This window comes from Rummeliibacillus sp. TYF005 (genome assembly GCF_003844195.1).
Lineage (GTDB): Bacteria > Bacillota > Bacilli > Bacillales_A > Planococcaceae > Rummeliibacillus.
In genome coordinates this window covers 23,802-34,436 of record NZ_ML122574.1, presented here as the reverse complement: position 1 = coordinate 34,436, position 10,635 = coordinate 23,802, and the positions used below count along the sequence as shown (strand labels likewise).

The window sequence follows — 10,635 nt, the reverse complement described above, 5'->3', positions numbered from 1 at the left end:
GCGCTTATTTTTTATATTTCGGGCTTACGTTTAACATGGATAACACTATTTACTATGTCTTGTTTACGGTGATTTCTACCAATACAAAAGAGACTGTTATAAAGTATAGCTACACTTTATAACAGTCTCTTAATTATTAACAAAACACTTTTTCTACGATTAAAATAGCCAGCAAGTTATCCTCTTCTTGCGCCACGGCCACCGCGTTTAGAATCTTGTGCACGTTTTAATGTTGCAAGACGATCTTCACTGTCTTTTAGGAATCGCGCCATTTTTTGTTCAAAGTTTTCTTTAGGTTGACGATGTTCACCACGGTCATTTGAACGATGGTTGTTATGGCGTGGACGTTGAGGACGCTCTGGTCGTTCAGCTTGAGGTTTTGCTTTACGGATTGATAAACCAATTTTACCGTCAGCTCCAACGTTCATAATTTTTACTTCAACCATTTCCCCAACTTTCAAATGGTCATTAATATCTTTTACATAGTTGTCAGCAACCTCGCTAATATGAACAAGACCTGTTGAGCCATTTGGCAGCTCCACGAATGCTCCAAAATTTGTGATACCTGTTACTTTACCTTGTACCTTGCTGCCTACTTCAATTGACATAAAAAAAATGCTCCTCCTTAAAATTTAAGCGACTTATAAGTCTTAAAATCAATTTGTAAAACTTTAGTGATTCTTACCTTTTATTATAGCCAACAAAAAAAGAGTGTCAATAAGACTACTCTTTTGAATCTGTTTTTTTCTTATCTTTTTCTGATGCTTTAGGAATTGAAAAAATAATCTCTCCATCCTCAGATAAGAATAAATCCTTTCGTGCAAGCTTAGCGATGTAGTCGTCGTCTTTTAATTTAGCAATTTGAATTTTTAGATCATCCTGTTTTTCTTTTTGCTTTGCTAAATCATGTTGCAATTCAATTTTTTGTTTTTCTTTATCTGCCAATACGCTCTTTTGTTTAATCAACATAACCATGAGGGAACCTGCAATTAGAGCAAATATTATTGTCATTACTGTAAGTCTACGACGTAAGCGAATTTTACGTTTGCTATTAATCATATTTTTACGTATTTCAGTTTTTGCATAATCAGTTGGCATTTGTGTAGTCTTTTTAGAAAGTTGCTTAGATGTTAGTGGCATGTTAGGTACCCTCCTTTGAGTATGATTAAATGCAACGTTTAACTAATTACCATTTACATATCAATCCTATTATATCTAACTTTTACCTATTTTTTAAGCTTTATCTTTCTAATTTTTTCGACAGCAAATCGAATAGGAAATGTAAAAAATCTGAAAATAGAAGTAATTAACCGCATGATTTGTCGTATTAATTTCAGTAAAAGATGAAATATAAAAAATATAGGTTGTATGATTAATCTATCAATCATTCGCCCTGCAAAACGAAATACATCCTGTAGAAACAATTGATAAAGACAAAATCCTAGTAATTGGGATAGGAAATCAACAAAATGCCATTCCCCATCCCTTACAATCATTAATAATAGAAATGTACCAATTCCTAATAGAACCCATGTAGATAATTCAAATATGATGTAGCCTTTTCGCCAAAATGATTTCGGTGGCGCATAATGACTGAATGTACGTACTAAATCAATACAAGCTGCTCCTATAACACCACTAGCAATTAGTGTTGCTATACTGAGGAATTGTTCAGAAACTGTCATCCAAATAATTTATGCAAAATACTGCGGGATAGTCCACTGTCCTCTTCATCATATTGAAGATTCTTCACTGTACCTTCTAAAGTGAGTAATCCCTTATCTACATCTAAATGGACAATTCTTAAATCTTCCCCACGAATTTGCAAATGACCTTGAGAGGTGAGTACAAAAAACTCCTCTTGATCAAAGCGTTCAATTGATTTTACAGATGTAACATCCATTCTTTTGCGATTACGAACCGTTAATAAATGATCTCCTGTTGGAATTGTATAAGTGGCATTATCCTGTTGGAATGTCATCTTCTATTCCCCTCCTTGTCCTGTCTATTAATCTATATGTTTGGACAATCTAATATATGAAGATAAATATAAAAATAAAACCACTATCAATTAATATTTTGATAGTGGTTTTATTTTAGACTACAAAAGCTTTCGAATTTTAAAATGTACTATAAACTAAAAACAGCCGCTATTACTTAGGCCTCATCATCGATAAATTGAGGTTCGACTCTATCTAGTTTTTCCTCTTTTAAGATGGTAAACATTTTAGCAGCCTCTTCTTTACGGACGACGTCTTTTAATTCTTCAATTCGAACAGTTACTATTTTTTGACCAAAACGAATAGCTAACTCGTCGCCCACTTTTACAGCACTACTAGCTTTGACAACTTTACCATTAATGGTAATGCGTCCTTGATCAGCTACTTCTTTAGCTAATGTTCGTCTTTTTATTAATCGAGATATTTTAAGAAATTTATCTAATCGCATTCGTATACTCCCTTTTCTTATTGTTTTGCATCTTGCCAAAACTTATCTAATTCTTCGAGTGAATAGTCTTTAAAATCCTTTCGGCCAGCTATAACTTGTTGTTCTACATAGCCAAATCTCTTTGCAAATTTTGCATTTGCGTGAAGCATCGCATCTTCTGCAGAGATTTTATATACTCGCGCCAAGTTTACAAGTGTAAACAATACGTCGCCAAATTCATCTAGTCTAGTTTCTTGTGTGCCATTTTCTATTTCTTGGCGGAATTCTTGCCATTCCTCAGCTACCTTTTCCCAAACTCCATCAATATTAGGCCATTCAAACCCCACTTTAGCTGCTCTACGTTGATAGTTATAGGATGTTTGCAACGAAGAAGTTGCACGATATTCACCTTTTAATAACGGTTCTGCATGATCATCATTTTGATGTTCTTTTTTCTTTATTTTTTCCCAGTTGGCATTGACATCTTCTACACTTTCAACCTGTACATCACTAAAGACATGAGGATGGCGGCGTATCATTTTCCCTGCTACCCCAGCCAAAATATCTTCTAAATTCCAGTACCCATCATCTTCTGCAATTTGTGCTTGCATAAATACTTGAAGTAATACATCGCCAAGTTCTTCAATCATATGCTCATCATCTTGTTCATCAATAGCTTGTAAAAATTCATGTACTTCTTCTAACATATAACGTTTTAGACTTTCATGCGTTTGAGCTCGATCCCAAGGGCAACCACCATCAGGACTTCTTAATGTTTTGATAATTTCACGGAATGTTGACCATTCACGAAGCGCATCCTTTTTATCTTTCACAGGTGGAACATACACTGTTGTTAAATTATTTATTTCTGCAACATGATCTAACTCATGTAAAGGTACAGTACGAATCATTTCATCTTTTGATCCTGCAGCAGTTACAATTTTGATAGGATAATCTGGATGATACTTTTCAAGTAAAGTTAATTTTACTTCTGAAGCGCTGAATTGATCATATACTTGTGCAATTAATAAATGCTTGTACATGTTCACTTGATGGATAGAAAAAGTTGTACCATTAACAAGTTCAAACCCATCAATTGGATCAATACGAAGAGCTCCGAAAACGGCATCTAAGAAACTTTGTCCACCTTCAATTTTAAGTTGGACTTGACCTTTCTTTTCAGCTTCAATCAAAAGTTGTACAGTCATTTCAGCCATCAAAGGGTGCCCAGGAACGGCATATATTACATCTTCAGATTCTATATATTTTAATAATGTCTCTACAATTTCTTCATATACCGATAAAAAATCTTCATGTTTTTCATACATTGCATCGAAACTTTCAAATTGAATACCTTCGTTTGCTAATTCATCTAATACAGCATGTTCTTTAGTACGTACACATATTTTCTTTGCTTGTTTTAACTTTCTATAGACACCTATTGGGAGTTGTTCAAAATCTCCTGCGCCTAGTCCAATGATTGTTAGTTGATGCATATTCTTCACCTAATTTTGTTTATTTTTTCGTTGTAAAGCAAGTTGATAGCTTGCCATACGACGTCCGAAAGGTAATAGATACCAATCTCGTATAGATAATATTTTCAGCTTGGCAAGCATTGTTAAAAATACAAATGCACCTATTGCAGCTTTAGAAATACAAAGTACCAACGCTCGTGCGCGCCCCGCTATGGAAGGAAAAATCATTGGTTCTGCAAGTATTGTAAATAGCACTACAACTAATATCATCGCGAGCAAAGCGAGCGACGCACCAAAATAAAACCGTGGCAGCGCTAATTGAATTTTTTCCTCTTTTTTAAAATACCATATAAGACCAATTACTGTTATAAAAAGCGCTAAATTTCCTGTCCAAGCAGCTCCAGCTATTCCAAATTGCAAAATGAATAATTTATTAAAAAATAGTTTAACGAATACACCTAGAACTAATAAGCAAGCGGGTATTTTCAAATAATCTAAACCTTGTAACATCGCTGTTAATGTCAGAATAAGTGATAACCAAATGATTTGTAATACAAATACAGATAGAACATTTGACAAATCTGTTGTTTCAAACAAGGTCATGTTAATATTCGGCATAACAAGTATTAAACCAACAGCTGCTGCAAGACCAAATAAGAGAGCTGTACGGTATGTTAGCTGTATATAACGTTCAGCATTGTGCCCTTGGTTTCGTTTAGAAGCATGTGCAACTAATGGAACAATTGCAAGTGAAAGAGACGACGCTATCACTAAACCAACTTGTACTAACGGTTGGCCTCGATCATAGATTCCTTTCGTTTCCATTGCCCGAAGAGGATTCATTCCACTTTCTTTTAACGTACTATAAATTGTAAATGAATCGATTAATTGAAATACTAGTAAGACTAGACTGCTCATACTAACACTTATACTTAATACGATTAATTTTTTTAATATTCCCCAAGTGGCTAGCTTCCTTTTTCCGACTCTACCCAATTTAATATCGGTTGACTGTTTCTTTATATATACAGCTAATAATAGTATTCCTGCAAATTCCCCTACAACTGTCCCTAATAAGGCTATTTTCCCCGCACCATATAAAGATTCAGTGGTAGACATGATGATATACGTACCACCTAAAATAACTGCTACTCGCACTGTTTGCTCAACAATTTGTGCATATGCAACTGGCTGCATAATACCTACTGATTGGAATACCCCTTTATAAATTGCTAATAGCGGCATACTAAAGGCAACAAATGATCCGATTCTAAGTAAACCAGCTAGTTTTATATCGCCCATCCAATATGCAAAAAATCGTGCACCAAAGTATAAAATACTAAAACAGACTATTGATAGAACCACTAAAAAGATGAAAATAATCCGTAATACTGTACTTCTTTCACCTTCATCACTAGTATCCTCTATATCTGCAAGGATTTTAGAAATTGCCACTGCTAAGCCACTAGCCGTCCATGTAACGAAAATTGCTATAAACGGATAAACTTGCTGATAAATATAAAAGCCATGATCCCCGACTAAATTTTGAAAAGGCACACGGTATACCATGCTCAATATCTTAACAACAAGGGCTGCTATAGTAAGAAGAGCAACGCCTTTTAAATACGCTTTCATCCCCCATTTTTCGGACATGATAATCCTCTTTCCTTTAATTCATCAATTCATTTTCTTTACAAGATTTTAGAACAGTATAGCATATTTATCCTATACTTCGATATTTCCACAGCGTTATAGCAAAGGAATTGATTATTAATAAATAGTGTTGGATATTCAATCTATTAATATTAAATTCCAGAAAATTCAGTCGATAAAAATGGTATAGATAGCAACGAGGAGGGGTTTCTATGAAATTCTCTGTTTCAAAAATAGATACATTCCAAAATACTGCTAAATTCAAACAGTCACCTTTTACACAAGAAAACTACCTAAAAGTTGAAGGAAGATTTAAATACAAGTATCCTCGTATGATAATGGAAAGAAAAAATGGTTTTGTTCGTAAATACTTATTAAAGGCAAATGGTACGAAAACTTTAATCTCCGAATTACGGATAAGTGAAGAGGAATCTTCTCTAATACCCTCCTCACCTAAAAATAATACGAGGGAAATGTTAGATCTTCTTAATGCATCATCTGCTCTAAAATCGATTCGTTTAAAGGATTAACTTTTCCTATATAAAAAACCATCCCCTATTGAGATCCTTCAATAGTCGAATGGCTTTTATTTTTAATCTTCCATTTGTTTTGCTAAAAAATGTGCTGCTGTTTCAGCTACCTTTTGTTCAGTATCACCGATAAAATGCATCTTAGACAAAATATAAACAGCACCTATTGCATCCCCACTAACTACAATTGGAGCTATACAATAAGATTTAATCTGCTCAATTTGCCCAGGTACAATTTCAACAGAGTTTTCATGTTTTTCAACAATAACAGTTCTTTGTAGAATACAATCTTCTGCAAAAGTAGATATTTGGCGATTCAAATACTCTTTTTTAGATACACCTGCTGCAGCAATAATTTCATCTCGATCACTAATGAGTGCACTCGTGCCCAATGTTTCAAATAATGTCTCAACATAAGATAAAGCAAAATCACTCAACTCATTAATAGGAGAATATTTTTTTAATATAATTTCCCCTTCACGATCGGTAAATATTTCTAATGGGTCACCTTCACGAATGCGTAAAGTTCTTCGTATCTCTTTCGGGATAACTACGCGTCCTAAATCATCGATTCGGCGCACAATGCCTGTTGCTTTCATTCGTGTTGCCTCACTTTCGACAAATTTTCAATATTGTACTTGCCGTTAGTATGGAGCAATCAAATAAAAAATATACATAACAAAAATTAGTCTCTTATCTCTACCTTTTGATGAATGGCTGTTGGTAATAACTTCATCAATGTTTCTAGAATATCAAATGGAGATTGTCTCTCTGCCTTTTTCTCATCAATGGTTAAGACTAATCGTTGTCCTTCTAATTGGAACCCTACCGCACGCCCAAATTGCATAGATTCTGAAACGACTTTACCTCCATCTAGACTAGCTGTTCCTTCTTCAGAAATATCAATAATTATTATTTTATTTTTTGTTTTAATCGAATCGACACCAACCCTTTTAGCCCATACTTTTATCCGTGCAATTCGAAGTAATCGCTCAGTTTCAGTTGGTAAATCTCCAAAACGATCTTGTAATTCTTCTAAAATTTCGTAGTAGTCTTCCTCTTCATCCATTCCTTTAATACGTTTGTACATTTGTATTTTTTGATAACCATCTGGAATATAAGCATCAGGTATATATGCATCGTAAGGGATTAAAATTTCAATATCTTTTTCTTCCTCTTTCTTCACACCTGTTTGACGCTCAGAAATTGCTTCCTCTAGCATTTGAGAATACAGATCAAACCCAACTGAATCGATAAAGCCATGTTGTTGCGAACCAAGTAAGTTTCCTGCTCCACGAATAGATAAATCGCGCATAGCAATTTTGAAGCCTGAACCAAGCTCTGTAAACTCTTTCACCGCTTGTAAGCGTTGTTCTGCTACCTCTGTTAATACTTTATCTCTTTGATACATGAAATAAGCATATGCTATACGATTAGAACGCCCAACTCGCCCTCTTAATTGATAAAGTTGTGAAAGGCCCATCCTGTCCGCATTGTTTACAATTAATGTATTTACATTTGGAATATCAATACCTGTTTCGATAATTGTTGTTGTTACTAAAACATCATAGTCACCATCTAAAAAACGTAGGATTACAGATTCTAATTCAGACTCTGTCATTCGCCCATGGGCAAACCCTACTCGAGCATCTGGTACAAGCATTTGAATTTCTTCTACTTTACGGGCCATATCGTCAACACGATTGTGTAAATAGAATATTTGCCCTCCTCGGGACATTTCACGTTCAATTGCTTCACGTACAAGGGCTCCATTATGCTCCATAACATACGTTTGTACGGGGAATCGATTAGCAGGTGGCGTTTCGATAACAGATAAATCTCTCACTCCTACCATTGACATATGCAATGTACGAGGTATCGGAGTTGCTGTTAACGTTAATACATCTACATTTGTCTTTAAATGCTTAATCTTTTCCTTATGGGTAACACCAAAACGTTGTTCCTCATCGACTACTAATAATCCAAGGTCTTTATAAACAACGTCTTTTGATAACAATCGATGTGTTCCAATAACAATATCTACAGATCCATCTTTTAGCCCTTTTAATGTTTCATTTTGTTGTTTACGTGTGCGGAAACGACTCAAAAGGCCAATTGAAATAGCTTGATCTTGGAATCTTTCCTGGAAAGTTTCAAAATGTTGTTGAGCTAAAATGGTTGTTGGTACTAAAAAGGCTACTTGTTTACCATCCATAACAGCTTTGAATGCAGCACGAATAGCGACTTCAGTTTTCCCGTATCCAACGTCCCCACAAACAAGACGATCCATAGGACGCTCTCTTTCCATATCTATCTTCACTTCTTGGATTGTCCTCAGTTGATCTTCTGTTTCTTCATAAGGGAATGCCTCTTCAAATGCACGTTGTTCATCACCATCAGGAGAGAATGCATAACCTTTTTCCGCCTCACGTTTTGCATATAGTTTGATTAAATCATCTGCAATATCTTGTACTGCTGATGATACCTTACTCTTTGTTTTTTTCCATTCTGTTCCGCCTAATTTGTGAAGTTTTGGCTCTTTATCTTCTGATCCAACGTATTTTTGGATTAAATCGATTTGATCGACAGGAACATAAAGCTTATCGTCCGCACGATATCGGATATGTAGATAATCCTTATGCTTGCCATTGACCTCTAGCGTTTCAATGCCGATATATTTCCCTATACCATGATGAATATGCACCACATAATCGCCAGGTTTTATCTCTGTGTAACTTTTTATTCTTTCAGCATTGGTCATTTTTTGAGGTCGACTTTTTTTCTTCTTCGTCTTTTGTTTAAAAAGCTCTTCCTCAGTGACAATAGCTAAACGTTGCAAAGGTAATTCAAAGCCTGCAGATAATTGGCCAGAAATAGCAAAGATACCTTCTTTTCTAGGTTCACCAATCTGTATATGAATATCGTAATCTGCTAAAGTTGTTTGTATGTTTGATAGACGTTCTTCATTTTCTGTTACAAATAGGACAGTGAATTTTCCTAGTTGCCAACGTTCTACTTCATTTTTCAACAAAGGCATTTGACTATGGAAATGTTGCATAGGTTTACATGAAAAACTTGTCGTCTTTTTAAAACGAATTCCTGAAAATGATCTCGCAAATAAAGCGAAATAAATTGACGGTAAATGTATCATTGCAATGATTTCTTTTAAAGAATATGAAGGTTTAACAGCATGCACTAATTTTCCTTCTTCAATTAGGGATAGATACCATTCTTTCTCTTCCTTTTCCCAAGCTTCCATAACTTCTTGAATACGTCCTAGCTCATCATATACAACAAGACCATCTTGAGCAAAGTAGTCCCCTAGAAACGAAGGTTGGTCATATAATAACGAACCATATCTATTTATAAATTCAGGCAATTCTCCTTGTTTGAGTAGCTCTATATCCGTTTGAATGTGTTGATAGAGTTGTTCTTGTATTTCCCTATTTTTCACCTTTTTTAGACTATCTGCTAAAGCCTCATCCAACTTTTGCGCAACATGTAGCCGCTGTTCTCTCGTCAATACAAACTCTGAGGCAGGTAAAATATGAATCTGATCTAACTTTTCAATTGAACGTTGATCATCCGCTGAAAATGTTCGAATCGAATCAACCTCTGTATCAAATAATTCAACACGAATTGGATTTTCAATATATGGAGGATAAATATCTAAAATACCTCCACGTAAAGCAAACTCACCAGGCGTTGTTACCATATGGCTTCTTGTATACCCCATAGTCACTAGATTTTGAAGCCACTCTTCTACTATCAGTTCTTCTCCGACAGTTGCATTTAAATGTAAATTTAACCATTCCTCTTTCGGAGGCAAAACTTTACGCATACCTGCTACAGGAATTATATAGATACCTTTTTGTTGATGTAACATATGGTCCAATGTTTCAATACGCTGGGCACGTAATTCTGGACTCGCTGTTGCCATATCAGCAGCGATAAACTCATCGGCTGGATAATAGTGAACATAATCTTCACCTACAAGTTTCACTAAATCATCAAAGTTTTTTTGTGCTTGCAGTAAGTTTGGTGAAATTATGTAAATAGGTTTTTGAATATAATCATAAATTGTATCTAAAAATGCAGGTCTTGCACTCCCCGAAAGACCAGTAATCAGTTGTGCATCTTGACCACTTTTAATCTCTTCTAACAACCGTTGTACATGTGGGTCTTGCATTAACAATTGACGTAATATCTTCATAACGTCCTCCCTTCTTTGGTAAATACAATATATATTGTAAAATCTACAGAAAAAGGCCTTGGACGCCTAAGCGCCAAAGCGATTTACTGTAACCAATTTTTTAATGCATAATAATTTGGGAACTTCTTCAGTGAGTCTTCGCAATGTTCACAAATACTTTCTACTGTTGTATCACCATTTTGCTCATGACGGATAAATTCCTTAGCATCTTGTTCATTTAGTTGATGAAGTTTACGAATACTTTCTTCAGAATCAAATGGCAATACGCCTATTTCCGTGTTGCAATGACGACATCTGTAACGAATAGCCATAAGCATGCCTCCCTTTTATAAAAAGT

The 10,635-nt window shown here is 35.0% G+C and carries 11 protein-coding genes; 1 reads left to right on the top strand and 10 read right to left on the bottom strand.

Annotated features, from left to right (window positions below):
• Positions 1–176: 176 nt before the first annotated feature.
• From CW357_RS14380 to CW357_RS14350, 7 genes are all read right to left on the bottom strand, one after another.
• Complete coding sequence (locus CW357_RS14380; protein ID WP_119416048.1) at positions 177–608, bottom strand: S1 domain-containing RNA-binding protein; 432 nt, start codon at positions 606–608, stop codon at positions 177–179.
• Positions 609–723: 115 nt separating this feature from the next.
• Positions 724–1,140: an FtsB family cell division protein gene (locus tag CW357_RS14375; RefSeq protein WP_119416047.1), complete on the bottom strand. Its 417-nt coding sequence runs from the start codon at positions 1,138–1,140 to the stop codon at positions 724–726.
• Positions 1,141–1,226: 86 nt separating this feature from the next.
• On the bottom strand, positions 1,227–1,685 hold the full coding sequence (yabQ, locus tag CW357_RS14370; protein ID WP_119416046.1) for a spore cortex biosynthesis protein YabQ: 459 nt from the start codon (positions 1,683–1,685) through the stop codon (positions 1,227–1,229).
• On the bottom strand, positions 1,682–1,981 hold the full coding sequence (gene yabP / locus CW357_RS14365; protein WP_119416045.1) for a sporulation protein YabP: 300 nt from the start codon (positions 1,979–1,981) through the stop codon (positions 1,682–1,684). Before yabP ends, yabQ begins: the two co-directional genes overlap by 4 nt.
• A gap of 176 nt (positions 1,982–2,157) precedes the next feature.
• Complete coding sequence (locus CW357_RS14360) at positions 2,158–2,448, bottom strand: RNA-binding S4 domain-containing protein (RefSeq protein ID WP_119416044.1); 291 nt, start codon at positions 2,446–2,448, stop codon at positions 2,158–2,160.
• Positions 2,449–2,465: 17 nt separating this feature from the next.
• A complete protein-coding gene (gene mazG / locus CW357_RS14355; RefSeq protein WP_124218392.1) occupies positions 2,466–3,923 on the bottom strand; it encodes a bifunctional methyltransferase/pyrophosphohydrolase YabN in 1,458 nt (485 codons plus the stop codon).
• Positions 3,924–3,932: 9 nt separating this feature from the next.
• Positions 3,933–5,555: a putative polysaccharide biosynthesis protein gene (locus CW357_RS14350; RefSeq protein WP_124218391.1), complete on the bottom strand. Its 1,623-nt coding sequence runs from the start codon at positions 5,553–5,555 to the stop codon at positions 3,933–3,935.
• Between the two features lie 212 nt (positions 5,556–5,767).
• Between CW357_RS14350 and CW357_RS14345 the strand changes: the two genes are divergently transcribed.
• Entirely contained in the window at positions 5,768–6,085 is a 318-nt protein-coding gene (locus CW357_RS14345; protein ID WP_124218390.1) for a hypothetical protein, read from the top strand.
• 62 nt (positions 6,086–6,147) lie between these two features.
• Here CW357_RS14345 and spoVT read toward each other — a convergent pair whose 3' ends face one another.
• From spoVT to CW357_RS14330, 3 genes are all read right to left on the bottom strand, one after another.
• Positions 6,148–6,684, bottom strand: a complete 537-nt coding sequence (gene spoVT, locus CW357_RS14340) for a stage V sporulation protein T (RefSeq protein ID WP_119416040.1) — start codon at positions 6,682–6,684, stop codon at positions 6,148–6,150.
• Between the two features lie 86 nt (positions 6,685–6,770).
• Positions 6,771–10,298 carry a transcription-repair coupling factor gene (gene mfd / locus CW357_RS14335; RefSeq protein WP_124218389.1) on the bottom strand — a complete coding sequence of 1,176 codons (3,528 nt, stop codon included), beginning with the start codon at positions 10,296–10,298 and terminating at the stop codon, positions 6,771–6,773.
• Positions 10,299–10,381: 83 nt separating this feature from the next.
• Positions 10,382–10,609: an anti-sigma-F factor Fin gene (locus CW357_RS14330; protein ID WP_102693377.1), complete on the bottom strand. Its 228-nt coding sequence runs from the start codon at positions 10,607–10,609 to the stop codon at positions 10,382–10,384.
• Between the last annotated feature and the right edge of the window lie 26 nt (positions 10,610–10,635).

Bases quoted from the DNA above. Each gene is read 5' to 3' on its own strand.
- spoVT (WP_119416040.1), bottom strand. From the start codon at position 6,684: ATGAAAGCAACAGGCATTGTGCGCCGAATCGATGATTTAGGACGCGTA.
- mfd (WP_124218389.1), bottom strand. From the start codon at position 10,298: ATGAAGATATTACGTCAATTGTTAATGCAAGACCCACATGTACAACGG.
- yabP (WP_119416045.1), bottom strand. From the start codon at position 1,981: ATGACATTCCAACAGGATAATGCCACTTATACAATTCCAACAGGAGAT.
- CW357_RS14380 (WP_119416048.1), bottom strand. From the start codon at position 608: ATGTCAATTGAAGTAGGCAGCAAGGTACAAGGTAAAGTAACAGGTATC.
- CW357_RS14375 (WP_119416047.1), bottom strand. From the start codon at position 1,140: ATGCCACTAACATCTAAGCAACTTTCTAAAAAGACTACACAAATGCCA.
- CW357_RS14330 (WP_102693377.1), bottom strand. From the start codon at position 10,609: ATGGCTATTCGTTACAGATGTCGTCATTGCAACACGGAAATAGGCGTA.
- CW357_RS14360 (WP_119416044.1), bottom strand. From the start codon at position 2,448: ATGCGATTAGATAAATTTCTTAAAATATCTCGATTAATAAAAAGACGA.
- CW357_RS14345 (WP_124218390.1), top strand. From the start codon at position 5,768: ATGAAATTCTCTGTTTCAAAAATAGATACATTCCAAAATACTGCTAAA.
- mazG (WP_124218392.1), bottom strand. From the start codon at position 3,923: ATGCATCAACTAACAATCATTGGACTAGGCGCAGGAGATTTTGAACAA.
- CW357_RS14350 (WP_124218391.1), bottom strand. From the start codon at position 5,555: ATGTCCGAAAAATGGGGGATGAAAGCGTATTTAAAAGGCGTTGCTCTT.
- yabQ (WP_119416046.1), bottom strand. From the start codon at position 1,685: ATGACAGTTTCTGAACAATTCCTCAGTATAGCAACACTAATTGCTAGT.